This window comes from Clostridioides sp. GD02367 (genome assembly GCF_045900275.1).
GTDB classification, from domain to species: Bacteria; Bacillota; Clostridia; order Peptostreptococcales; family Peptostreptococcaceae; genus Clostridioides; species Clostridioides difficile_A.
Window position 1 is genome coordinate 84,756 of record NZ_JBJODK010000004.1, and the last position, 24,395, is coordinate 109,150.

Annotated in this window: 26 protein-coding genes; 25 read left to right on the top strand and 1 reads right to left on the bottom strand. The window is 30.7% G+C overall.

Translation table 11 applies throughout. The features are described 5' to 3' along the window. The first annotated feature begins 6 nt into the window (after nt 1-6). The 25 genes from coaE to mgsA all read left to right on the top strand — a co-directional run bounded on the left by coaE (nt 7) and on the right by mgsA (nt 22,994). Nucleotides 7-609 (top strand): dephospho-CoA kinase, encoded by a 603-nt coding sequence (gene coaE / locus Q3223_RS06670; RefSeq protein WP_054269652.1) that lies wholly within the window; start codon nt 7-9, stop codon nt 607-609. Next, a complete protein-coding gene (locus Q3223_RS06675) occupies nt 602-1,156 on the top strand; it encodes a lytic transglycosylase domain-containing protein (protein ID WP_054269653.1) in 555 nt (184 codons plus the stop codon). Before coaE ends, Q3223_RS06675 begins: the two co-directional genes overlap by 8 nt. After that, a complete protein-coding gene (locus Q3223_RS06680) occupies nt 1,156-2,874 on the top strand; it encodes an ABC transporter substrate-binding protein (protein ID WP_054269654.1) in 1,719 nt (572 codons plus the stop codon). Before Q3223_RS06675 ends, Q3223_RS06680 begins: the two co-directional genes overlap by 1 nt. Before the next feature lie 72 nt (nt 2,875-2,946). Beyond that, nucleotides 2,947-3,159, top strand: a complete 213-nt coding sequence (locus Q3223_RS06685) for a heavy-metal-associated domain-containing protein (RefSeq protein ID WP_054269655.1) — start codon at nt 2,947-2,949, stop codon at nt 3,157-3,159. 200 nt (nt 3,160-3,359) lie between these two features. Continuing rightward, complete coding sequence (locus tag Q3223_RS06690) at nt 3,360-3,959, top strand: hypothetical protein (protein ID WP_054269656.1); 600 nt, start codon at nt 3,360-3,362, stop codon at nt 3,957-3,959. 278 nt (nt 3,960-4,237) lie between these two features. Next, nucleotides 4,238-4,609, top strand: a complete 372-nt coding sequence (locus Q3223_RS06695; RefSeq protein WP_054269657.1) for a VOC family protein — start codon at nt 4,238-4,240, stop codon at nt 4,607-4,609. A gap of 131 nt (nt 4,610-4,740) precedes the next feature. Further along, entirely contained in the window at nt 4,741-6,027 is a 1,287-nt protein-coding gene (locus tag Q3223_RS06700) for a C40 family peptidase (protein WP_054269658.1), read from the top strand. Between the two features lie 110 nt (nt 6,028-6,137). After that, nucleotides 6,138-7,082 (top strand): hypothetical protein, encoded by a 945-nt coding sequence (locus Q3223_RS06705; protein WP_231300532.1) that lies wholly within the window; start codon nt 6,138-6,140, stop codon nt 7,080-7,082. Between the two features lie 215 nt (nt 7,083-7,297). Continuing rightward, on the top strand, nt 7,298-8,635 hold the full coding sequence (gene rsxC / locus Q3223_RS06710; protein WP_054269660.1) for an electron transport complex subunit RsxC: 1,338 nt from the start codon (nt 7,298-7,300) through the stop codon (nt 8,633-8,635). 22 nt (nt 8,636-8,657) lie between these two features. Then, nucleotides 8,658-9,635 carry an RnfABCDGE type electron transport complex subunit D gene (locus Q3223_RS06715; protein ID WP_054269661.1) on the top strand — a complete coding sequence of 326 codons (978 nt, stop codon included), beginning with the start codon at nt 8,658-8,660 and terminating at the stop codon, nt 9,633-9,635. Beyond that, nucleotides 9,635-10,204 carry an RnfABCDGE type electron transport complex subunit G gene (locus Q3223_RS06720; protein ID WP_054269662.1) on the top strand — a complete coding sequence of 190 codons (570 nt, stop codon included), beginning with the start codon at nt 9,635-9,637 and terminating at the stop codon, nt 10,202-10,204. Before Q3223_RS06715 ends, Q3223_RS06720 begins: the two co-directional genes overlap by 1 nt. A gap of 12 nt (nt 10,205-10,216) precedes the next feature. Then, the gene (gene rsxE, locus Q3223_RS06725) at nt 10,217-10,810 is read left to right on the top strand and encodes an electron transport complex subunit RsxE (protein WP_021383804.1); all 594 of its coding nucleotides are present in this window, start codon (nt 10,217-10,219) and stop codon (nt 10,808-10,810) included. 14 nt (nt 10,811-10,824) lie between these two features. Beyond that, on the top strand, nt 10,825-11,400 hold the full coding sequence (gene rsxA, locus Q3223_RS06730; protein WP_054269663.1) for an electron transport complex subunit RsxA: 576 nt from the start codon (nt 10,825-10,827) through the stop codon (nt 11,398-11,400). 15 nt (nt 11,401-11,415) lie between these two features. Then, nucleotides 11,416-12,387 (top strand): RnfABCDGE type electron transport complex subunit B, encoded by a 972-nt coding sequence (locus tag Q3223_RS06735; protein ID WP_054269959.1) that lies wholly within the window; start codon nt 11,416-11,418, stop codon nt 12,385-12,387. A gap of 219 nt (nt 12,388-12,606) precedes the next feature. Then, a complete protein-coding gene (locus Q3223_RS06740) occupies nt 12,607-13,191 on the top strand; it encodes a nucleoside triphosphate pyrophosphatase (protein WP_054269664.1) in 585 nt (194 codons plus the stop codon). 44 nt (nt 13,192-13,235) lie between these two features. Next, on the top strand, nt 13,236-13,895 hold the full coding sequence (gene radC / locus Q3223_RS06745; RefSeq protein ID WP_021383866.1) for a DNA repair protein RadC: 660 nt from the start codon (nt 13,236-13,238) through the stop codon (nt 13,893-13,895). Nucleotides 13,896-13,964: 69 nt separating this feature from the next. Next, nucleotides 13,965-15,026 carry a rod shape-determining protein gene (locus Q3223_RS06750; RefSeq protein WP_054269665.1) on the top strand — a complete coding sequence of 354 codons (1,062 nt, stop codon included), beginning with the start codon at nt 13,965-13,967 and terminating at the stop codon, nt 15,024-15,026. A gap of 9 nt (nt 15,027-15,035) precedes the next feature. After that, nucleotides 15,036-15,929, top strand: coding sequence for a rod shape-determining protein MreC (gene mreC / locus Q3223_RS06755; protein ID WP_054269666.1), 894 nt, complete (start codon nt 15,036-15,038; stop codon nt 15,927-15,929). Nucleotides 15,930-15,943: 14 nt separating this feature from the next. Continuing rightward, on the top strand, nt 15,944-16,432 hold the full coding sequence (gene mreD, locus Q3223_RS06760; protein ID WP_054269667.1) for a rod shape-determining protein MreD: 489 nt from the start codon (nt 15,944-15,946) through the stop codon (nt 16,430-16,432). A gap of 11 nt (nt 16,433-16,443) precedes the next feature. Beyond that, a complete protein-coding gene (locus Q3223_RS06765; protein WP_231300533.1) occupies nt 16,444-19,422 on the top strand; it encodes a penicillin-binding transpeptidase domain-containing protein in 2,979 nt (992 codons plus the stop codon). Nucleotides 19,423-19,519: 97 nt separating this feature from the next. After that, a complete protein-coding gene (gene minC / locus Q3223_RS06770; protein ID WP_054269669.1) occupies nt 19,520-20,203 on the top strand; it encodes a septum site-determining protein MinC in 684 nt (227 codons plus the stop codon). 23 nt (nt 20,204-20,226) lie between these two features. Next, entirely contained in the window at nt 20,227-21,024 is a 798-nt protein-coding gene (gene minD, locus Q3223_RS06775; RefSeq protein WP_021383865.1) for a septum site-determining protein MinD, read from the top strand. Between the two features lie 17 nt (nt 21,025-21,041). Continuing rightward, the gene (gene minE, locus Q3223_RS06780) at nt 21,042-21,326 is read left to right on the top strand and encodes a cell division topological specificity factor MinE (RefSeq protein ID WP_021383822.1); all 285 of its coding nucleotides are present in this window, start codon (nt 21,042-21,044) and stop codon (nt 21,324-21,326) included. An 84-nt stretch (nt 21,327-21,410) separates the two neighbouring features. Continuing rightward, nucleotides 21,411-22,541, top strand: a complete 1,131-nt coding sequence (gene rodA, locus Q3223_RS06785; protein ID WP_054269670.1) for a rod shape-determining protein RodA — start codon at nt 21,411-21,413, stop codon at nt 22,539-22,541. 39 nt (nt 22,542-22,580) lie between these two features. Then, on the top strand, nt 22,581-22,994 hold the full coding sequence (mgsA, locus tag Q3223_RS06790) for a methylglyoxal synthase (protein ID WP_054269671.1): 414 nt from the start codon (nt 22,581-22,583) through the stop codon (nt 22,992-22,994). Between the two features lie 103 nt (nt 22,995-23,097). Here mgsA and Q3223_RS06795 read toward each other — a convergent pair whose 3' ends face one another. Continuing rightward, nucleotides 23,098-24,291 (bottom strand): FprA family A-type flavoprotein, encoded by a 1,194-nt coding sequence (locus tag Q3223_RS06795; protein ID WP_054269672.1) that lies wholly within the window; start codon nt 24,289-24,291, stop codon nt 23,098-23,100. Nucleotides 24,292-24,395 lie beyond the last annotated feature (104 nt).

Below are 24,395 nucleotides of genomic sequence, written 5' to 3' on the forward strand. Positions count from 1 at the left end.
GATTTTATGTTGATATTAGGACTTACAGGAGGAATAGGCTGTGGAAAAAGCAGCCTATCAAATATATTCAGAAACCTTAATATTTCTATAGTGGATGCAGATATTATATCTAGAAAAATATTTGAAGATAAGATACTATTAAAAAAAGTATTTGATTGTTTTGGGCAAAATGTAAAAAATGATGATGGAACATTAAATAGAAAAGCTCTTGGAAGAATCGTTTTTAATGATGAAGAAAAACTTAGAGAGCTAAATAATTTGACTCATCCACGAATAAGAGAAAAAATAATGAGTGAAATAGATGAAGTAAGAAAAAAAGGCGAAAGTATAGTGATTTTGGATGCAGCTATATTGGTAGAAAGTGGATTTCTAGAGATGGTTGACAAGCTATTAGTAGTTACTTGTAAACAAGAAGTGCAAATTAGCAGAATAAAGAATAGAGATAATTGTAGTGAACAAGAAGCAATTAGTAGGATAAATTCACAAATGAGTCAGGAAGAAAAATCCAAATATGGTGATTATATAATAGATAATTCGGGAACAATAACTGAATTAGAAAGTAAAGCACACAAATTTATTGAGTACATGAAGGAGAATTGGCGTGAATAGTAAGAAAGTATTGATTCTATCTATTTTTATAATCTTATTTGGAACACTATTAATGGAAAGTAAAGTAATACATAAATTTTTATATCCAAAAAAATATTCAGAATATGTAGAAAAATATTCTAAGGAATTTAATTTAGATGAAAATATAGTTTACAGTGTTATAAAAGCTGAAAGTAAGTTTAATAGTTCTGCTGTTTCAAAAAAAGAAGCAAAGGGTTTAATGCAACTATTAGATATAACTAGGGATTGGGGAGCAGATGAACTAAAGTTAAAAAATGTTGATATCTTTGACCCGGAGACTAATATAAGACTTGGTTGTTGGTACTTAAATAAATTATACAAGGAATTTGGTAAATTAGACTTAGTAATAGCTGCATATAATGGTGGTTCAGGTAATGTGAAAAAGTGGTTAGAAAATAATGAATATAGTAAAGATGGAGAAAATCTACATGACATACCTTTTGAACAAACTTCAAAGTATGTAGAAAAAGTGAAAAATAATTATAAACATTATAATAAGATATATGGCAAGAAAGGAAAAAACTAATGAAGAGAATAAAAGTCTTAACAGTTGTTTTAGCTATAACTCTTATGGTAGTTGGGTGTAGTAATACTAAAACAAAACAAAGTAGTAGTGATTCAAGTTTAAAAAGTCAAAGTTCTATAGATGCTAAGTATATAAACTTAACAATGGTAACTCCCAAAACTATAAATCCTATAACGAATACTGATAAGTCTGTTGGTTATATAATGAATTTAGTTTATGATGGTTTATTTACTATAGATGAGAACTATAATGTAACTCCTCAACTAGTTAAAGAGTATAATATAGCTCAAGATGGAATGAGTATAGATATAAAGTTAAAAGATGCAAAGTGGCATGATGGAAAAGCTGTTACTTCAAATGATGTAAATTATACTATTGGTTTAATTCAAAAAAGTGCAGATAGTCCATACAATGAATTTACTAAAAACATAGCTTCAGTGAATATTAAATCCGACAAAGATTTTACGATAAAATTTAAAGCTAGATATGCTTTCTCTATTGATAGTTTAATTTTTCCAATAGTATCTCAAAATCATTTAGATTCAAAGGATGCAAATGACAAAAATAATAATATGATAGGAAATGGGAAATATAAAATAGAATCATATACAGAAAGAGAAGGAATGATTTTATCTGTAAATAAAGAGTATTATGAAGAAGTTCCAAAGACAATGAAGAATATAAAAGTAGGTATGGTTCCTAATGAAGATGCAAGAACATCTATGGTTATGGCTCTTGATAGTGATATAACTAATGTTACATTGAATGATTTGAGTAAGTTTCAAGAGAAAGAATTTAATATAACAAAATATCAAGGTAGAGATTATGAATGTATAGTATTTAATTATAATAATCCTTTTTTCAAAGATGTTAATTTCAGAAAAGCAATTGCACATTCTATAAATAAAGATAGAATTATTAGTGAAGGATATATGGATGATGCTACTCCAGTTAATTTTCCACTTAATTCAAAATCAAAATACTATGATAGTGAAATGAAAGCTTTAGAATTTAATAAAGATAAAGCAATAGAGTATCTTAATAAAGTAGAATATGCAAATATAAATTCAGTAAATCAAAATGATAATAAAGTAGATAAAAAACAAAAAAAAGTAACTAAAAAGAATACAAAGAAACTTACTCCTGAAGAAGAAGCAAAAGCTAAAAAAGAGGAAGAAGAAAGAGTTAAAAAGGAAGCTGAAGATAAAAAAAATAGAGAAAAAGAAGAAGTAAAGAAAAGACTTTCTGAAATGAATTTAAAAATTATAGTAAATAGAGATAATAGTGAAAGATTAAAAACTGCAAACATAATAAGTGAGAACTTAAAGGCTATAGGAATAAACAATACAATAAATCAGTTATCAGATAAAGACATGGAAAATGCTCTTAATTCTAAAAACTACGATTTAGCATTGGTTGGATGGAAACTATCAAGTATACCAGATGCAAGTAGCATTATAGCAAGTAGTGGATATACTGATGATAGGTTAAATGGATATATGTCTACACTTACAAGTTCTACATCTGAAATTGAAACAAAGAAAGCATACAAAGATGTACAGACATATGTAAAAGATAACGCAACATTTATAAGTTTGGCTATCAGAAATAACTATATTGTAAGTAATAGTAGATTAAAAGGTAAAATTACTCCAAATGATTTTGATGTATATGAGGGAATATCTAATCTAGATATAAAATCTAGTGAATCAAATTAAATGATTAATTAGTATTTAAAAAGTCAAAACTATATGATAAAATACCCTTATAGGGTATAAGGAGGTAATTAAATGAAAAAGAAACTATTAGTAGAAGGTATGAGTTGTGGTCATTGTGTAAATCATCTTAAAACTGCATTAACAGAAGATATAGATGGTGTTGAAGTTTTAGATGTAGATTTAGAAAACAAATGTGCATCTGTAGATATGAAAGATGATGTATCAACTGAAAAATTAAAAGAAGTAATTGCAGAATTAGGATTTGAACTAAAAGGAATTGAATAGAAAATAATAAACTAAAAAAAGACCTCTATTGGGGGAGTAATAGAGGTCTAAAAATGGGGGAGATTGAGTATGTTTGATTTTACATTACTATTATCTCCCCTTTTAAATTAATATATACATAAAAAATAAAAAATTTTCGTGATTACTCACATTTCTTAATTATTTTGAATATACTATAAATAGTTAAGGGAGGGAGTATCATGGAATCTAGGGGATATAAAGAGGATTTAAAAAAAATGATACTTGATATGGCCCACAAAGAACTTGAGAGTTATGTATCACAAAAAGGAGCAAAAAAATACTTTGAGGGCAATTTAGATAAGATTATCAATAATAACATAAAAAAATTTAATCAAAGTATTGGTCTTAATAGAGTATATTTAAAAATGTTGAAAAAGTGTGCATATCAAGAAAGTGTAAATTCGATATCAAGAACTATAAAGAAGGAAACTTTATTTAAATCAAAAAAAGAGCTATTTGCTTTTTCAGAGTACTTAAAGCTTGATATTAACAAGAGACTTTCATATAATCAGATTTTAAGAAAAATATCAAGATATATATACTATAATAGAAGTTCATATGCTCAAAAGTATGTTGCTTTTAAAAGAGGAGATGAAGAATATCTTTTAGAACCTGAAAAGATAAAAGATGAATTAATAGCAAGTTATAGGTCAAAAACTAGGGAAGATATGAAGTCTATAGCAAAACTTTTGGATATACAAGTAGAAGATGATTATAATGCTGAAGACATTAGAAAAAAAGTGATAAACTATATTATTAAAGAAAAGATTAAGAATTAAGATTTTAATCTGTTTAGTTAGAATTGAATGAGGTAAGGTAATTATTATAAAAATTTTAAATAGTAAGTTCTATCAATTTACATGATTAAGTATAACTTGATTATAATTCTTCTGTGGATTCGATAGAACTTATTCTTTTTTTGACATATTATCTTAAATAATTTACTACTATTTATGAATTACACAGCATTATTCAAATTTTTAACTTAATGTGATTTAAATAAATTTATAATAATGATATAATATAAAAAAAATAAAAATTGGAGGGTGATTTCAAAATGAAGTTTAATTTTTGCCATAACAATTTCAATGTTACTGACTTAGAAAAAAGTCTGAATTTTTATAATAAAGCTTTAGGGTTGAAAGAAGTAAAGCGTAAAGAGGCAGAAGATGGTAGTTTTATATTAGTTTATTTAGGGGATGGTATTACTAGCCATACATTAGAATTAACTTGGCTTAGAGATTGGGATGGAGTATATAATTTAGGAGATAATGAATTCCATTTGGCTTTAGAAGTTGATGAATTTGATAAGGCAAAAAAACTTCATAAAGATTTGGACTGTATATGTTTCGAAAATGAAAATATGGGAATTTATTTTATAGCAGACCCAGATAATTATTGGATTGAAATACTTCCTAAAAATTATTAATTTTAAGGAAATATTTATAATTTCTTTACAATTAATTATATTATAAGTTATCATTAAATTATAGGTACTAAAAATGGATAATAATGTTATGACTTTATGTTTATAAAAATTTGTTGGGGGGAGTGATAGTAGTGAAGAAAGCTATAGCAGCTTTAGGAATTGGAGCAGTAGCAGTATCAGTTAGTTCCATAAATGCAAGTGCTCTTGAAAAAGGAGTAGTAACGGCAAGCGCTTTGAATATAAGAAGTGGGCCAAGTGCTGACTGTGACAAAGTAGCAAAATTATACAAAGGAAAGGCTGTAGAGATTTTAGAAAAATCTAATGGATGGTATAAGGTAAGGATATCAAATTCTGTTGTTGGATGGGGAAGTGCAAAATACATATCGACTAGTGGTTCATCTGAAAGTACATCAAACCAAAGCAATTCAACTTCAAGTGGTACAACTATAAGTGGCAATGGTAAGGTTAATGTAAGTTCGAGATTGAATATAAGAAGTGGCGCAGGCACTAACTATTCATTAGTTGGTAAGGCAAATAATGGAGATGTAGTAAAATTATTAGAACAAAGTAATGGATGGTATAAAATAAAATTATCAAATGGAGTTACTGGATGGGCTAGTAGCCAATATATCTTAAAAACGTCAGAAGATGTTGGAACAAACAATTCTAATTCAAACAGTTCTAATTCAAATAGTACTAATAATTCTGATAAAAAGCCATCTAGTGAAGAATCAATAGAAGGTAAAAATGGTAAAGTTACATCTACTGTAAGTTTAAATGTAAGAAGTGGACCTGGGACAAGCTATTCTATAATAGGAAAATTAAATGCTGGAGATATTGTTGAATTAAAAGCTAAGAGTAGTGGATGGTATAAAGTAAAGTTATCAAATGGGACAACTGGATGGGTAAGTGCTAGTTATATTTCTGAGACTAGTGAAGGTGCAAAAGAAAATCCTAGTTCATCATCTAATCAGAATTCTCAGTCTAACAGTAATTCTAATTCGTCATTTAATGGAAATTCAGATAAATCTACAGCAAAAGGTTCAACAATAGTAGACTTTGCATATACTCTTATTGGAATTCCATATCAATGGGGAGCATCAGGCCCTGATAAATTTGACTGCTCTGGATTTACACAGTATGTTTTCAAAAATTCTGTAGGTGTTTCTATTCCAAGGGTTTCTAGAGAGCAAGCTAAGTCTGGAAGCGCAGTTTCTATGGGCAATTATGCTCCAGGAGATTTAGTTTACTTTGATACTGATGGAGATGGAGCAACTAATCATGTAGGTATATATGTAGGTAATAGTAAGTTTATCCATTGTAGTGGTACTCAGACCAATCCTAATAAGGTAAAAGTGGATAATTTAACTAGTTCATATTGGTCCAAAGTATTACTTGGAGCAAGAAGACTAGCTTAACGAATATAATGTCTTATTAAAAAATTAGAATAAATAATTATTTCTATTCATAAATTGTGACTCTTAAAAATATACTTTATTAATAATATAATTTTGGGGGGGACAAACTAATGAATAGAAGAAAAACGATATACAGAGGATTTAATAATAATAGACATAAAATTGATTTACGTAAGTATGTTATAACTATTGCTTGCTTGTGTCTGATTGGCTATTATTCTTATACAAAAATAAAAGATAGCAAGGTACTTGAATATGTATCAGCTAAAATACCATTTCTAAATCATTCATCAGATATAACTTATAAAGATATATCTGATGAATTAAATTCAATAAAAAACGGAAAGAAATCTAAATCACAAACCAATTCAGAAGGTAAAGAAGAAACTAATCCAGAAAAAACAGTAAATAATACTAAAGAAGCAGAAGAAGTAAAATTAGCTACTATAGAGGGCTGGGACATGTATACTATTCAAGTTGCAGCAATAGATAATAATGATGACTTGAAAAAAATACAGACATCATTAGTCAGCAGTGATATACCTTTTTCAGTTATGGAGAAGGATGGTGTAAAAAAAATACAGACATATTCTTCATTTGATGAAAATGAGGTTAGAAAGCACATAAACAATGTAAGAAAGGTATTTCCAGATGCATTTTTGTCACACCTAGATGCACCTATGTTATCTCTAGAATACACAAGTAATTACGCTTATATAGAGAGTATATCTAATGAATTAAATAAATTAATAACAAACTTTAAAGAAGAATCAAGTTTTTGGTCAAATGATGAAAATAATGTGGATATGAAAAAATATAATACTATTTTGACAAATAGAAAGGCAATATCACAAAATATATCAAAAGAAGCTGAAAAGATTGACTATTCTGAAATGCGTTTATTTAAAGAAAATTTGATTGATTATGTAAAGAATGTAAACGAAAAAATTGATACAGCTTCAAAAGCTGCAAATGAAGAAAAATATAGTGTGAGTAAAAGTCTACTTTTATCATCTATGCAAGAGTACTCTCTGTTTATAAATTCTATAAAATAAAATACAGAAAATTTAGATTTTAGAAAGCTATATGAAAAGGATTGTTTAATTAAGCAATCCTTTTCCTCATTTTGACTTAATATAAAGGTATTGATTTATAAAATAAATTATAAAAATAGGGATATTTTTTTAACAATTGTTAAGATTTTTTAATATATATAGTATACTTATAGAAGGCAGAAAAAATGTTTTTTTATAGATAAGGGGGTAAAACAATGAAACTCTTAACTTTTAAGGGAGGGATACATCCTCCATATAGAAAAGAGTACTCTAACACAAAGGCACTTGAAAAAGCTCAAGCTCCAAAGATAGTTTACATTCCTCTTCAGCAACATATAGGGGCACCAGCTAAACCTATCGTTGAAGTTGGTGATGAAGTAAAGTTTGGGCAAAAAATAGGTGAGCAACAAGGTTTCGTTTCATGTAACGTTCACTCTTCAGTATCAGGAAAAGTTATTGCTATTGAACAACATGAAGTACCAGGTGGTTCAGCTCAATGTGTAGTTATCGAAAACGACTTTAAGGAAGAATTACATGAAAGTGTTCAACCAAAAGGTCAGTTAGAGGATTTGAGTAAAGAAGATATAGTAGGTATTATAAAAGAGGCAGGAATAGTAGGTATGGGTGGAGCTACATTCCCTAACCATGTAAAAGTATCTCCTCCACCAGATAGTAAAGCAGAAGTAGTTATATTAAATGGAGCAGAGTGTGAACCATATTTAACTGCAGACCACAGATTAATGCTTGAAAATCCAGAAGATGTTGTGTTTGGTTTAAGAGCTTTAATGAAGGTATTAGATGTTAAAAAAGGATTTATAGGAATTGAAACAAATAAACCAGACGCTATAGAAGCAATTCAAAATGTAGCTAAAGATTATAGTGAAATCGAAGTTGTTGGTCTTCAAGTGAAATATCCACAAGGAGCAGAAAAACAACTTATTTATGCGTGTACAGGTAAAGAAGTTCCATCTGGTGGATTACCAATAGCAGCAGGGGCAGTTGTTGACAACGTTGCCACAGCAGCTCAAATAGCTAAATCTATTAAAACAGGTATGCCTTTGGTAGAAAGAATTACTACAATAACAGGTAGTTGTATCAAAGAACCTAAAAACCTAATAACAAAAGTTGGGACATTGGTTTCAGAAATAATAGAACAATGTGGTGGATTTAAAGACGATAAGAAGGTTGGTAAAGTTATAATGGGTGGACCTATGATGGGGATAGCTCAATATACTACTGAAATAGCAACTAATAAAGGTTCTTCAGGAATTTTATGTTTGGATGAGGAAGAATCACGTACTCCAGATATTCAAAACTGTTTAAGATGTGGAAGATGTACAGATGTATGTCCATCATTCTTACAACCACTTTATATAAGTGCATATTCTTTAAAAGATGATTATGACACAGCTGAATATCATAGAGCAATGGATTGTATAGAATGTGGGTCTTGTTCATTTATTTGTCCAGCAAGAAGACCATTACTTCAATCTATAAGATCAGCAAAGAGAGAAATAGGAGCAAAGAGAAGAAAGCAAGCTGCTCAGAAATAAAGAAAGTTAAGGGGGAAAAACGATGGAAAATAAGTTGATAGTATCATCTTCTCCTCATGTGAGAAGTAATGAAGATACTTCATATATAATGAAACAAGTTATTATAGCACTCCTTCCAGCAGCAGTAGCAGGAGTATACTTCTTTAGACTTAATGCTTTGAGTGCTATGTTTTTTTGTATACTTGGTACAGTAGGTACTGAATTTTTATATCAAAAATTTATGAAGCAAAAAAGTACTATAGGAGATTTTTCAGCTGTTGTAACAGGATTATTATTGGCATTTAACGTACCTGCATCACTTCCTTGGTGGATGTGTCTAGTAGGAGGAATATTTGCAATATTAGTAGTTAAAATGGTATTTGGTGGAATTGGATGTAACTTTGTCAATCCAGCACTTGCTGCAAGAGCATTTTTATTAGCATCATTCCCAGTTGCAATGACTGCTTGGACTCAACCAGGTGTTAACTGGATAGGTAAAAACTTAGATGCAGTTAGTACAGCAACTCCATTGAGCTTTTTGAAAAATGGAGCAGCAGGATTAGCAGACCTTTCTAGCAATGGAATTAGTCTCGCTGATATGATGATTGGTAATATTGGTGGATGTATAGGTGAAACATCAGCAATATTATTATTATTAGGTGGAGTATACCTAATGTATAAAGGCATAATAAATTATGTTATACCAGTATTTTACATAGCAACTGTATTTATATTAACATTCCTTTTAGGTGGATTTAATATAAATTTCGCAATATATCAATTGTTTGCTGGAGGTCTTATGTTAGGTGGATTCTTCATGCTTACGGATTATACAACTTCGCCTATGACTAAGAAAGGTCAAATAATATACGCTGTATTAGCTGGTCTTATAACAACTGTTATAAGAATGTATGGTGGATATCCAGAAGGTGTATCTTACTCAATACTACTAGTAAACTGTCTTGCTCCACTTATAGATAAGTTTGTTAGAAATAGAGTGTTTGGGGAGGTGGCTAAATAATGAATAGTATTGTAAGACTAGGTGGAACTTTACTTGCTATAAGTGCTATAGCCGCATTAGCACTTGGAGCTACAAATCAAGTTACAGCTCCAGTAATAGAACAAAGAAATATACAAGCAAATAATGAACTTAGAAAGGCAGTACTTCCAGAAGCAAAAGAGTTCAAAGAAATGAAAGAAAGTACTTATAAAAACCTTGGAGATGGACTTATAGCTGAGGTATATGAAGGTCTTGATGGTTCTGAAGTAGTGGGATATACTTTAAAAGCTAAACCAAGTGGTTATGGTGGAGAAATTGAAGTTATGGTAGGTATATCATCTGAAGGTCAAGTTACAGGTGTTGATATTGGGAATATGACAGAGACAGCAGGACTTGGAGCAAAAGCTAAAGATGATGCGTTTAAAGGTCAATACAAAGGAAAAACTGCTGAACCTCTTGAAGTAGCAAAAGGTAGTACAACAGCAGACAATCAAATACTAGCAATATCAGGTGCAACTATTACGTCTACAGCAGTTACTACAGGAGTAAATGCGGCTATAGATGTTTTCAATAGTGCTCTTAATAAATAAGGAGGGTTAATTATGAATTTAGCTAAAGTATTTAAAAATGGGCTAATAGATGAGAACCCAACATTTGTGCAAGTTATAGGTATGTGTCCAACACTAGCCGTTACAACTTCAGCAATAAATGGAATCGGTATGGGTCTTTCAACAGCAGCAGTTTTAATATGTGCAAATTTAGTTATATCATTACTAAGAAAAATCACACCAGATAAGATAAGAATACCTATATTTGTAGTAATTATAGCTACATTTGTTACAATAGTAGGAATGGTTTTAAAAGCATATGTTCCTGCTCTTGATAAGGCTCTTGGTATATATATACCATTAATAGTTGTTAACTGTTTAATACTAGCTCGTGCAGAAAGTTTTGCTTTTAAAACTGGTCCACTAGCTTCAATTGTTGATGGTGTGGGTCAAGGTCTAGGATTTACTGTTGCTCTTACAATAATAGGTGCAGTAAGAGAATTACTTGGAAATGGTAGTTTATTTGGATTGACTCTATTTGGAGCATCTTTCCAACCAGTATTAATATTTATATTACCACCAGGTGCATTCTTAACATTAGGATTCTTATTTGCAGGATTTAATAAATTAAGAAGTAAAAAAGCGTAGTGGAGGTGTAATAAATGAATTTAATACTTTTATTTTTAAGTATCGTTCTTGTTAATAACGTTATAACATCTCAGTTCTTAGGTATATGTCCTTTCTTAGGAGTTTCTAAGAAAGTTGATACAGCAGTTGGGATGGGAGTTGCAGTTACATTCGTTTTAACTTTAGCTTCAATTATAACTTATTTTATACAGATTTTATTAGTGAAAACTGGAACTGAATTTTTACAAACAATAGCTTTCATATTAGTTATAGCTTCTATAGTTCAGTTCGTTGAAATGGTAATTCAAAAGATGAGTCCATCTTTATATCAAGCATTAGGAGTTTATTTACCTCTTATAACTACAAACTGTGCAGTTCTTGGTATAGCTCTAGTTAATGTTCAAAAAAGTTATAACTTAGTAGAAACAATAATAAACGGATTTGGAGCTGGAGCTGGATTTACTTTAGCAATAGTAATATTCGCAGGTATAAGAGAAAGACTAGAATTAGCTGATATACCAGAAGCGTTTAAAGGTTTCCCTATAACACTTATATCAGCAAGTTTAATGTCAATAGCTTTCTTAGGATTTACAGGACTTATAAAGCTATAAAAAAGAGGGGTGAAAATAGTGATACTTACAGCTGTATTAGTTTTAGGAGTTATGGGCTTAATCTTCGGGATAGTGCTAGATTTCGCATCTAAAAAGTTTGCTGTAGAAGTAGACGAGAGAGTGGAAGCTATACTAGGAGTACTTCCAGGAGCTAACTGTGGTGGTTGTGGATTTCCAGGTTGTGGAGGTCTTGCAAGTGCAATAGTTGAAGGAAAAGCACCAGTTAATGGCTGCCCTGTAGGTGGAGCAGATGTTGGTGCAAAAGTAGGAGAAATAATGGGAGTAAGTGCTGAAGCAGGTGAAAAACAAGTAGCAAAAGTTATTTGTAAAGGAACTTGCTCAAGTGCAAAAGATAAATATGAGTACGAAGGAATATCAGATTGTAGAGCAGCAAATGTTTTAAATTCAGGAGCTAAAATGTGTAAATTTGGATGTTTAGGTCTTGGAACATGTAAGGCTGCTTGTAAATTTGATGCTATCTCTATAGTTGATGGAGTAGCAGTAATAGATGAAGAAAAATGTGTAAATTGTGGAAAATGTAAAGAAGTTTGCCCTAAGGGTATAATAATCACAAAACCAGAAAGCCAAGAAGTAGTTGTAGAATGTAATAGCAAGGAATTTGGTAAAGCTGTTAAGGAAAAATGTACTGCTGGATGTATTGGTTGTGGAATGTGTGTGAAAGCTTGTAAATTTGATGCTATAGTATTTGAAAATAAAATAGCTAAGATAGACCCTAGCAAGTGTGTAGGCTGTATGGAATGTGTAGCAAAATGCCCTACAAAAGTAATATCAGGTGATATAACTAAGAAAAAGAAAGTTACTATTGACCAAGAACTTTGCGTTGGATGTACAGTATGCAAAAAACAATGTAAGTTTGATGCAATAGAAGGAGAATTAAAAGAAAAACATAAGGTAGATGCTGATAAATGTGTAGGATGCCATTTATGTATGGAAAAATGTCCAAAGAAAGCTATTAAAATTTTGTAATATGGACAAAATAAGGATATGGAATAATTTCCATATCTCTAATGAGTACATAAAACAGAGGTATGGAATAATTTCCATACCTCTATTTTATGTATATTTATTCTATTGGTAATAAATATAACAATAGTGTAACAAAAAAGGTTCGACATTTCTGTTGAATTTTTTACAATATAGTGATAGACTAAATAGGTACAAATTACGTACAAACGAGGTGAATAAATGAATATAATCTTGGCATCAGCCTCTCCAAGAAGGAAAGAAATTCTAGAGAATACAAATGTAATATTTGATATAATTAAAAGTGAAATTGATGAGATTATATTGGAAGGCGAAGCACCAAAACATTTAGTTATGAGATTGGCTTTTGAAAAAAGCATGTCTGTAGCATCTGAACATAATGAAGATGTTGTTATTGGAGCTGATACAGTTGTTGTTTTAGACAATGCTATTTTAGGAAAACCTAAAGATGAGTCTTGTGCAAGAGATATGCTAAAAAGACTATCTGGAAGAGAGCATCAAGTCATAACAGGTATTAGCTTAATAAACTTGTGCGAAGATAAGAAAGTAATTGATTATGTAATCAGCAATGTGAAATTTAAAACGTTATCAGAACAGGATATTGAGGATTATCTGAGAACTAAAGAGTCATTTGACAAAGCAGGAGCTTATGGCATACAAGGCTATGGGGCTTTGCTAGTTGAAGAAATTAAAGGAGACTATTTTAATATAGTTGGTCTTCCGATTTCAAAGTTAGGTGACTTATTAAAAAAACATTTTAATATAAATCTTTTTTACGGAGTGTGATTTATCTGAAAAGGTCATTTAATTCAACCATTAAGGTAAAAGAAATGGCACCAGAGGAAAGACCCAGAGAAAAGATGCTTGCTGAAGGAGTAAAGAGCTTATCAAATACTGAATTGTTGGCTATACTTTTAAGAACTGGCAATAAAAACAAAAATGCTATTGAGTTAGCCAACTATATAATAAATAGAGATATTCAGGGTATTAGACATTTAGAAGATATGACAATAGAGGAGCTGTGTAATATAGATGGAATTGGGTTATCAAAATCAACTCAAATTAAAGCAGCTTTAGAACTAGGCTCTAGAATAGCCAGTTTTAAACCTATGAAGTATAAAATAAAAAATCCTTGGGATATACATAAATATTATATGGACAGCCTGAGGTATTTAAAAAAAGAGGTTTTTAAAGCGGTTCTTTTAAACACAAAAAATGAGATAATATCTGATGTAGATATATCTGTAGGGACTTTAAGTTCGTCATTAGTCCATCCTAGAGAGGTTTTTAAAGAAGCTATAAGGAGAAGTGCAAGTAAAATAATAGTAATGCATAATCACCCTTCAGGAAGTGTGGAACCATCAAGCGAAGATAAGAATATCACATCAAGACTTGTTAAATGTGGAGAAATAATTGGAATAGAAATAATTGACCATATAATTATTGGAGATGGATTATACTTTAGCTTTAAAGAAAATATGATAATTTGACTTTATATGTGATAAAATAGTAGGAGAATGTTTTTAACATGATTCTTAATAGTAGGAAGGAGTAAAATCATGGCTAAGGAAAAAAAGAAAGAGAAAAAAGGTTTTTTTAGTTTTAATAAGATGACAAAGGATATGGGAATAGATTTAGGGACTGCAAATACATTAGTTTACATAAAAGGACAAGGTATTGTTGTTAGAGAACCATCAGTTGTCGCAATAAGAGATGACAGTAAGGAAGTTTTAGCAGTAGGTGAAGAAGCTAAAAAAATGATAGGTAGAACACCAGGAAATATAGTAGCTATAAGACCAATGAAAGATGGTGTAATAGCAGATTTTGATATAACTCAATCAATGATTAGTTATTTCATACAAAAAGCAGCTGACAAAAAAGGTGTTGTAAGTCCAAGAATAGCTATATGTGTTCCTTTTGGAGTTACAGAAGTAGAAAAGAGAGCTATAGAAGAAGCTGCAAGACAAGCAGGAGCTAAAGATGCATTCCTTATAGAAGAGCCAATGGCAGCAGCTATAGGAGCAGGATTAAAAGTTGAAGAACCAGAAGGTAATATGGTAGTTGATATTGGTGGAGGTACTTCAGAAATAGCTGTAATATCTTTAGGAGGAATCGTTACTGCTAAATCTATAAGAATTGGTGGAGACGAGTTTGATGAGTCTATAGTTGCCTATGTAAAAAAAGAATACAATCTTATGATAGGTGAGAGAACTGCTGAAAATGTTAAGATTAACATAGGTTCTACATTTAAAGATGATGAAGAAATAAACATGCAAATAAGAGGTAGAGATTTAATTTCAGGGCTACCTAAGACAATAGAAATCTGTTCTACAGAAGTTAGAGAAGCTTTAAAAGAACCTGTAAGTTCAATAGTAGATGCTATAAAATCTACACTAGAAAAAACTCCACCAGAATTAGCATCAGATATAATGGAAAACGGAATAATGCTAACAGGAGGAGGAGCTTTGCTTAGAGGTCTTGATAAACTTATCACACAAGAAACTGGAATGTCTGTGCAAATAGCAGAAACACCTCTTGATTGTGTTGCACTTGGAACAGGAAAATCTGTTGAAGACCAAGAAATCTTTGAAAAAGTATTAATGATGAATGCTAAAAATTAGAAGTTGGTGATGGCCTTGAGATTTGACAAGAATAAAAATGAGAAAAAAAGGATTAATGTTAAAGTGATAGCAACGGGCGTAGTTGCTATCACTTTAATTGGAATTGTGGGTATATCAATTGGTAAGTTTTCTAGTGGTAGCCCTGTAAATTTAGGAGTAGCATCAGATGCTATTACAAGTGTAGGAAAAGGAATAAATGATGGATTTTCTTTTATCAAAAATGGATTTAAAGACATATCAAATTTTAAAGAAAATTCTAAAAAGGTAAAAAATTTAGAAGCAGAAAATGAAAAACTTAAAAAGAATATGATAGCTTTAAATGCAAAATTAGATAAAACAGAATCATTAGAAGAATTAAAAAAGACACTTAACTTTGTAGAGGAAAAATATAAAGCAACAAGTATTTCTACAAGTGTTGTCAGTAAAAATGATGGAAACTGGTATGAGAGTTTTGTCATAGGTGCAGGAAAAAATTCAGGTGTAAAAAAAGAAAGTATAGTTATGAATGGTAGTGGATTAGTCGGTGTAGTTTATGAAGTTTCAAATAATTATAGCAAGGCAATTTCACTATTGGATTCTAAGGCATCTGTAAGTTTTAAACTAGCAAAGGATGCTAATGCCAAAGGAACAATTACTCAAAATACTACTTTAGATAATAAAGATAGTTATAATAGTAAAGGATATTTACAAGGTTATATGTTTGACTCATCATACAATGTGATTCAAGGAGACATAATAACAACATCAGGTCTTGGATTCTTCCCAGAGGGGATACCAATCGGTGAAGTTGAAAAAGTAGTTGATGATAAAGATAAGTCACTAAAATATGTAGTTGTAAAACCTTATGTTGATTTTAAGAATATAGATGACGTTGTAGTCATAGAACCAAGAAATATAGGATAAAGGGGATAAAAACAATGAAAAAAGTTTTACTTTGTCTGTTGGGGATTGTGCTTATGACTATAGAAAATAGTATAACAAATTATATAGATATTTTTGGCATAAGCTTTAATCTAGTTCTTATATATGTGACTATAATCTCTCTTTATTTAGATGAACTAGAGGGTGGAATTATAGCGGCTATAATAGGGCTTATTAAAGACATAACCGTTGGTGGAATTTTTGGTGTAAATGCGTTAGTTTTGTTTGTTATTGCATATGCAATTGGACACATGAGAGACCAGCTATATAAAGGTAGCTATATTATTACTTTCGTTTTGATTTTTATAGGAAGTTTAATTGATTCAATTGTCAATATAGGTACATCTAGTATAATCTATCAAAGCTATAGCATATCAACACTTTTTATAAAAGGTCTACTAGTAGCACCAATAGTGAATAGTTTAATTGGTTTAGTAATATATCGCTTATCTAAAAGAGCAGTTTTAAAACTTAAAGAAGATTAGTTGGTGAGTTCATGGAAGAAAATAAACAAGTTGATAGACTAAAAATAATTAAAATAGTCATAAGTGTGGTATTTTTAGCTATTTTAGTAAAAATAATCTACATGACTACATTCAAATATGAATATTACAATGAGTTAGCTGAAAATAAAACATATAAGAAGTTGGCAATAGAAGCTCCAAGAGGAGAAATAAAAGATAGATATGGAAGATTGTTAGCAGGAAATAAAAACTTATTTACTGTTCAGGTTTCAGGTAACGATATTAATAAAAAAGATGCAAATAAGCGTTCAAGAGCAAATGAAATATCATTAAAGCTTATAAATTTGCTTGAAAAAAATGGTGAAGAATATGTAGATGAGTTTCCGATATACGTAGAGAATGGAAAATACTATTATACATATGACAGAGATATTAGAGAGTATAAATCAGAAAATGGTATTCCAAACGATTATAATGCTAAAGAAAGTTTTTATTACTTAGTAGATAAACTTATATCAGCTGGAATATTGTCTCAAGAAGATAAAAGATTGGATGCAACAAAATTACAGGCAAAACTGAATGAAAATGGATATTATCCACCTATTTTAGTTAGTAAATGGATGTTTACAGCAGAAAGAGATAAGAGAGATTGGCTGGCTAGTTATAAGATAAAAGAGACCAAGCTAAATGCTAAAGAAGCGTTTGAAAAAGTAAGAAATAGTGAGGCATTAGATATTGATAAAAGCCTAAGCGATGAAGATGCTAGAAAAATAATGGTTGTAAGAGATTTGATAAAATCAAAAGGATATTCTCAGTATAATCCAGTAACCATTGCAAAAGATGTAGGAGAAACTACAATTGCACAAATTGAAGAGCGTGCTATGGACCTTGTTGGTGTTTCAATAGCAGTCGAACCAGTAAGATATTATCCTAATGGAACTTTAGGTTCACATATGCTAGGATATGTAGGAAAAATGCCATCAACTCAAATAGAATCATATCTTCAAAAAGGTTATAAAACTGGAGATATGGTAGGTCTTGCAGGAGTAGAGAAAAGTAATGAAAGCAGGCTAAGAGGAACTGATGGTTATAAAATGGTCAAGGTTGATGCATTAGGAAGAATCAGTAAAGAAATTGAATCTAAAAAGCCTAAATCAGGAGATACTGTATATCTTACTTTGGACAAAGATTTGCAAGAAGTCTCAGATAATGCATTAAAACAGATAATAGAAGTTGCTTCTAAAGGTGGTACTTTTAAAAGTAAATTTGGTGATAAACCAATTAGTGCATATGCAGGAAAAGCACAATCAGCAGCCCTTATAGCTATTGATGTAAAAAATGGAGAAGTACTAGCTTCTTCAAGCTATCCTAATTATGACCCAAATAAATTTGCAAAAGGTATTTCTACAGAAGATTATAAAGCACTTCAGCCAAAGAATCCAAATGACTTACTAGCAGGAAGTCCACTTTTAAACTTGGTTACACAAGGGGAATTCCAGCCAGGTTCTTCATTTAAGATGGTAACCTCAATGGCAGCTTTAGAAAATGGCTTAAATCCAAACTTTACAATAAATGACCCTGGTGTTATCATGCTAGGTAAAAAATCTTTTGGTGACTATGTATGGAACCATGGTAGAGGAAATCATGGTATGACAAACTTGTATAAAGCAATACAAGAGTCTTGTAATATATATATGGCAACTATTGGTACAGGTAAAACATGGCCAGATGGAAAAAGCATTGGTATAGACATGAATGCCAATAAAATTCTTGAATATGCAAAATTATTTGGACTTGACCAAAATACTGGACTTCAAGATGAAGTAGAAGAAAGAGCAGGTAAGGTACCTAGCACAGAGGATAAGCTTAAATCAACACAAGCTCTGTTAAAGTCAAATTTAGAAAGAGAAATGGCAAATGATTTTGTTGATATAACTAGAGATAAAAATCCTAAAGAATATGAAAAAAGAATCAATGAGATTGTAAGCTGGGCAGCAGAAAAGAAAACTCCTGGTAGAGTAGAAACAATGAATAGACTAAAAAAATTGGATGTTAAAGAAGATAGAATTGAAGAAGTAGCAGATTTAGCAGTATTTAGTTATTTTAACTTTGCAAAATGGAGTACTGCAGATACATTCAACTTAGCTATAGGACAAGGTGAGAATGCCTATACACCAGCTCAGATATCAAGATATGTGGCTGCCATAGCAAATGGAGGTAACTTAGTAGAATTATCTGTAGTTGATAGAGCTGTTTCAAGTGATTATTCATCAGTGAAAATCAATGACCAGAAGAAGGTAGAAAAAATACCTTTTAAAAATCCTGATAACTTAAAAGAATTAACAAAAGGTATGAAATTGGTTGCAAGACAAGGTACAGCAAAGAGTGCTTTTGCTGATTTCCCAATAGATGTAGCGGCAAAGACTGGTACAGCTGAGAAAAGTGGGAAAATACCTACAGATAACGAATATGAATATTTAAAAAGTCATATGTCATCTTATAATGTTAATCTAGATGATGCAGTTAAACTAGCAGATAGGATGAAAGCAGAAAAAGAAAAAGAACTTTCATTAGCTAAAGAAAAGGAAGTAAAAAAGAAATTAGAAAATAAAGATTTAAAGGACGAAGAAAGAAAGAAATTAGAAGAAGAATTAGAGGATGGAATAAAAGTTAGATTAGAAGATACTGATAAAGTAAATTCTTCATATTTAAGAAAAGCTATAAAAGAATTAAATCCAAAAATAACAGATGACGAGATAGATAAATTTAAACAAGATTATGGTTCTTTTACATGGACTGTTGCTTTTGCTCCAGCAGATGACCCAGAAATAGCTGTTGTATGTGTAATTCCTCAAGGTGATTCAAGTGTATTCTCACTTTTACCAACTAGAGAAGTTATTGGAACATATATGGGGTTAGAACCAACTAATAGTAAAAAAGACAACAATACGAATGATGTTAACAATTCTTCTGACGAAAATATAAATTTCGAGTCACAAATTAACAGATAGCTTAATCCACGTATAAACTTTAGCTTTATATATAAAAAATAAAAGGATTTAAAGCGTATTTGAAGAATATAAATGATATATCACTCTGGAGGTTGTTATGTCTTTAAGAGAAATTTGTAGTCAAGAACTAGTAGAGTTCAAGGGTAATAAAAGAGGGATAATAGTAAATATAAAAAAAGAAGCTCCATTTGAGGAAATACAGGAAAAAATAATAAACAAATTGGAAGCGTATGTTGGTTTTTTTAATGGGGCTAAAATTAGTAAAATTAATAGTGATTATTTAACTGACATGGAGATTTTAGAATTAAAAGAAGGAATTACTTCTAGATTTGATGTGGAATTTGTTGAAGATCACAAAATTGAAGAAAATAGTAATTTTCCAACAAAATATGTCAATACCCTAAGATCTGGAGAAAATATTGAATTTGAAGGTGATGTAGTAATATTAAATGATATGAAACCTGGTTCAAAAGTCCTTTCAAAATCAAATACAGTTGTTATGGGAGATATAAATGCTGGTGCTAAAGTTGTAGCAGGTGGTAATGTTTTTGTAATGGGTAAAATAGAAGGCTTTGTACATGCAGGTGCAGAAGGTAATGAATTTGCATATGTTGTTGCTGGAAATCTTAATCCTAAAATATTACAAATAGCAGAGAATATTGCAGAAGCTCCAGATGATGAAGGAAATTATGAAATTGAATCAGAAATTAGCCCAGAAATAGCCTTTGTGAGTAATGGAAGAATTGTAATCGAAAGCTATTTGTCAAAATTAGACAAATAGAAAGAAAAATAGGGGGTAGTATTATGAGCGAAGTTATAGTTATAACATCTGGTAAAGGTGGAGTTGGAAAAACTACTACCGCAGCAAACTTAGGAACTGCGCTAAGCCTAGAAAATAAAAAAACAGTAGTTGTAGATGCAGATATCGGACTTAGAAACTTAGATGTAGTAATGGGTCTTGAAAATCGAATAGTTTATGACATAGTAGATGTAGTTGAAGGAACTTGTAGGCTTAAGCAAGCTCTAATAAAAGACAAAAGATTTGATAATCTATATTTATTACCAGCAGCACAGACTAGAGATAAAAATGCTGTCTCAGTTGAACAAATGGTTGACCTATGTGAGAAACTGAAAGAATCTTTCGAGTATATAATAATAGACTGCCCAGCAGGTATTGAGCAAGGATTTAAAAATGCAATAGCTGGAGCAGATAGAGCTATTGTAGTTACAAATCCAGAAATATCAGCAGTAAGAGATGCTGATAGAATCATAGGTCTATTAGAAGCAAATGAAATAAAAGAGATAAGATTAGTTATAAATAGAATTAGAAATGATATGGTTAAACGTGGAGACATGATGGACAAACAAGATATAATAGAAATATTAGCAATTGATTTGTTAGGTCTTGTCCCTGATGATGAAAGTATAATTATATCAACAAATAAAGGTGAACCAGCTATACTTGACTCAAAGTCACTTGCTGGTCAAGCATACAAGAATATCGCAAAAAGGATACTAAATGAAGAAGTTCCTCTACTTGAACTAGAAGTTGAAGATGGATTCTTTGGTAGACTTAAAAAAATGTTTAGCATGGCTAAGTAGCAAAGGAGGATACATCTGTGTTAGATTTATTTAGAGTTTTTTCTAACGATGCTAAAACTAGTAAATCTGTTGCTAAAGAGAGGTTAAAATTAGTTTTAGTTCATGATAGAGTAGATTGTTCACCACAACTTTTAGAGATGATAAAAACAGACATTTTAAAAGTAATAGCCAATTATGCAGAGATAGAAGATGATGGCCTTGAAATAAAAATGTCTAAATGCAGAGGTGAGCATGATGACAAACCTGTATCTGCATTAGTTGCTAATATACCATTAAAGAATATAAAAGATAGATGTATGTAATTAGTGCTTAAAAGGGGGATATCCTTATTGGTATATGCCCCTTTTATTTAATTATGTGTTTAAAGATAGAAAGACGGTGATTCTTTGAAAAAAATCAATATTAATTATAAGTCGACAATTAAGTTGATAAAACAGTTAGACTGGAAACTTATAGTTACAGTATTAGCTATCTTTATTTTTGGACTTGTTATACTTAGTAGTGCAACACATGCTAATTCGACAGGTTCATATAATCAATTAATTAAGCAAGGATTAGCTTTTGTACTTGGTATAGGGATGATTATAGTCATATTATTTTTTGATTATAATCTTCTAGGTAGGTATTACAAAGTGCTTTATATAATAAGTCTTGTTTTGTTAGCCATCGTTTTATTACCTGGAATTGGGACAGAAAAAGGTGGCGCTAGGTCGTGGATTAATTTAGGTCCACTTGATTTGCAAACATCTGAAATAGTCAAATTAACATTTGTACTTAGTTATGCAAAGATACTTGAAACTAAGAAGGACAAATTAAATACATTGAAAGAAGTTATACCTGTTGTGGTTTATGCTATTCCATTTATTGGATTATTACTTGCACAGCCAGATTTAGGAACAGGAATTGTCTTTTGTTGTATGATATTTGCAATGCTATTTACAGCAGGTCTTAGTTCAAAATTGATAAAGAGAGGAATAATCATACTGTTGGTATCTATGCCACTGATGTATTTAATGATGGCAGACCATCAGAAGATAAGAATAGAAGCATTCTTAAATCCAGAAGATGTAACGCTGAAAGGAAATTATCAGGTTATGCAATCTCTTATTGCGATAGGCTCTGGTGGTGTAACTGGTAAGGGGCTATATAATGGAAGTCAAAACCAAGAGGATTTTTTACCTGTACAAGATAGTGACTTCATATTCGCTGTTGTAGGTGAAGAACTTGGTGTAATAGGAATGTCAGTGTTGATAATCTTATTTGCAATATTCTTATTGAGGCTTTTAGTAATTGCAAGAGATGCCAAAGATTTTTATGGAACCCTCATCGTGGTTGGTGTCATGGGGATGTTTGGCTATCAGATAATCCAAAATATAGGTATGACCGTCGCATTAATTCCAGTAACGGGAGTAACATTACCTTTTGTAAGTTATGGAGGTAGTTCTTTATTAACATCCTTAGCAAATTTAGGGTTAGTACTAAATGTGTGTATGAGAAGAAAGAAAATAAATTTCTAGATTTGATACTTGTAAACATAAATTGAGGAGATTGAGTATATGAATATAGCATTAGTAGCGCATGACCAAATGAAAAATACTATGGTCGGATTCTGTATAGGTTATGAATCAATTTTAAAAAAGTATGGACTGTATGCAACTGGAACTACAGGAAAAAGAATAATGGATGAAACTGACTTAAATATAAATAGGTTAGCATCTGGTCCTTTAGGTGGAGACCAACAAATAGGTTCTTTAATAGTAACACAAGATATAGATTTAGTTATTTTTTTAAGAGACCCATTGACATCTCAGGCTCATGAAACGGATATACAAGCATTGATAAGACTTTGTGATGTTTATCATGTTCCAATAGCTACAAATCTAGCTTCTGCAGAAATATTTATAAAAGCTCTTGATAGAGGAGAACTATCATGGAGAGAAGTTAGAAAAAATAAAAGTCAACGTGTTTAAAAAAATAAATTGTATAATTGTATATGAAATAAGGAGATGTTTCAAAATAAAACTTTGAATCATCTCCTTATTTAAATTAAATAATTTTATTTGTTATTAATGACTATTTAACTAATTTTGCAAATTCTGCACCAAATGCCATACAGTCTTTTAATGTTTCTTCACTAGGGAAGAATTTTTTCTTAAGAGATTCTACAGGCATTTTAAATGACATAGCTTTAAGTAAAGTCTCAGCCATAGTTATACCTTCACCACTCCAACCGAATGAACCAAACACTCCTGCTATCTTACCTTGGTTAGCCATTGGGTCTATAACAGAGAATAAATCCCACATAGGTTTAACCATAGTTTTGTTTATAGTTGGAGAACCTAATAGTATTACCTTTGATACTACTAGTGTATCATGCATTTCTGTTAATGTCATATCTTCCAAATCATATAATTCAGCTTTTGCACCTTCTGCATCAAGACCTTCTTTTATCTTTTTAGCCATCTCTAAAGTATTGCTGTAAGCTGATAAGTAGAATATAGAAACTTGATTTTGATTTGTTGTATTAATAGCTTCTGTAGACCATTCAACATATCTTTTAACGGCAGCCATTGGGTCTTTAGTAAGCATTGGACCATGAGAAGTTAATATAGTATCAAATTCTATGTTCATTCCTACAACCTTATCTACAGCGCTTAAAACATGCTTAGCAAATGGTTTAACTATGCAGTCATAATAGTGTTTAGCTGATTTTAGATAATCTTCACTGTTTACTATATCTGCATCAACACTTGCAAAGTGACAACCAAATGCATCACAAGTTAAAAGAGTCTTGTCCTCTTCAATGTAAGTAAACATTGTATCAACCCAATGTAAGAATGGAGCAGTTATAAATTTAAGATTTCTTTTACCAATATTTAGAACTTCACCATCTTTTATTACATGACAATTAAAAGGTCTATTTATTTGACCATCTAAGTATAGTTTAGCAGCTTTAGTACAATAAACTTCTATATTAGGATTTAAATCTAATAAGTACTTTAAACTACCTGCATGGTCTGGTTCTGTATGATGAATTACAACATAGTCAATTTTAGCTATATCAGTAACTTCTGATAGATTGCTTAAGAATTCATCTTTAAAATTTGCCTTTACTGTGTCAAATAAAACCGTTTTTTCGTCCTTGATTAAATAAGAATTGTAAGTTGTCCCAAACTCAGTTTCCATTATTATGTCGAATACTTTTAAACCTTCATCTACTACGCCAGTAAAGTAGATATCTTTTTTTACTTCAAAAACTTTACTCATTTTTAACCCTCCTAAAATTTATCATTATACAAGTAACATACCCCATTTTGGGGTCAATGAAACAAAAGATGTCATTATAAGTTATCTAAAACAATAGTTCTATG

Excerpts from the sequence above, each read along its gene's own strand:
- rsxE (WP_021383804.1), top strand. The coding sequence starts at position 10,217 with ATGAATTTAGCTAAAGTATTTAAAAATGGGCTAATAGATGAGAACCCA.
- minD (WP_021383865.1), top strand. The coding sequence starts at position 20,227 with ATGAGCGAAGTTATAGTTATAACATCTGGTAAAGGTGGAGTTGGAAAA.
- Q3223_RS06690 (WP_054269656.1), top strand. The coding sequence starts at position 3,360 with ATGGAATCTAGGGGATATAAAGAGGATTTAAAAAAAATGATACTTGAT.
- Q3223_RS06740 (WP_054269664.1), top strand. The coding sequence starts at position 12,607 with ATGAATATAATCTTGGCATCAGCCTCTCCAAGAAGGAAAGAAATTCTA.
- Q3223_RS06705 (WP_231300532.1), top strand. The coding sequence starts at position 6,138 with ATGAATAGAAGAAAAACGATATACAGAGGATTTAATAATAATAGACAT.
- radC (WP_021383866.1), top strand. The coding sequence starts at position 13,236 with ATGGCACCAGAGGAAAGACCCAGAGAAAAGATGCTTGCTGAAGGAGTA.
- Q3223_RS06685 (WP_054269655.1), top strand. The coding sequence starts at position 2,947 with ATGAAAAAGAAACTATTAGTAGAAGGTATGAGTTGTGGTCATTGTGTA.
- Q3223_RS06715 (WP_054269661.1), top strand. The coding sequence starts at position 8,658 with ATGGAAAATAAGTTGATAGTATCATCTTCTCCTCATGTGAGAAGTAAT.
- rsxC (WP_054269660.1), top strand. The coding sequence starts at position 7,298 with ATGAAACTCTTAACTTTTAAGGGAGGGATACATCCTCCATATAGAAAA.
- mreC (WP_054269666.1), top strand. The coding sequence starts at position 15,036 with ATGGCCTTGAGATTTGACAAGAATAAAAATGAGAAAAAAAGGATTAAT.
- Q3223_RS06680 (WP_054269654.1), top strand. The coding sequence starts at position 1,156 with ATGAAGAGAATAAAAGTCTTAACAGTTGTTTTAGCTATAACTCTTATG.
- Q3223_RS06720 (WP_054269662.1), top strand. The coding sequence starts at position 9,635 with ATGAATAGTATTGTAAGACTAGGTGGAACTTTACTTGCTATAAGTGCT.
- Q3223_RS06765 (WP_231300533.1), top strand. The coding sequence starts at position 16,444 with ATGGAAGAAAATAAACAAGTTGATAGACTAAAAATAATTAAAATAGTC.
- mreD (WP_054269667.1), top strand. The coding sequence starts at position 15,944 with ATGAAAAAAGTTTTACTTTGTCTGTTGGGGATTGTGCTTATGACTATA.
- Q3223_RS06750 (WP_054269665.1), top strand. The coding sequence starts at position 13,965 with ATGGCTAAGGAAAAAAAGAAAGAGAAAAAAGGTTTTTTTAGTTTTAAT.
- rsxA (WP_054269663.1), top strand. The coding sequence starts at position 10,825 with ATGAATTTAATACTTTTATTTTTAAGTATCGTTCTTGTTAATAACGTT.
- minC (WP_054269669.1), top strand. The coding sequence starts at position 19,520 with ATGTCTTTAAGAGAAATTTGTAGTCAAGAACTAGTAGAGTTCAAGGGT.
- mgsA (WP_054269671.1), top strand. The coding sequence starts at position 22,581 with ATGAATATAGCATTAGTAGCGCATGACCAAATGAAAAATACTATGGTC.
- coaE (WP_054269652.1), top strand. The coding sequence starts at position 7 with ATGTTGATATTAGGACTTACAGGAGGAATAGGCTGTGGAAAAAGCAGC.
- Q3223_RS06795 (WP_054269672.1), bottom strand. The coding sequence starts at position 24,291 with ATGAGTAAAGTTTTTGAAGTAAAAAAAGATATCTACTTTACTGGCGTA.
- Q3223_RS06695 (WP_054269657.1), top strand. The coding sequence starts at position 4,238 with ATGAAGTTTAATTTTTGCCATAACAATTTCAATGTTACTGACTTAGAA.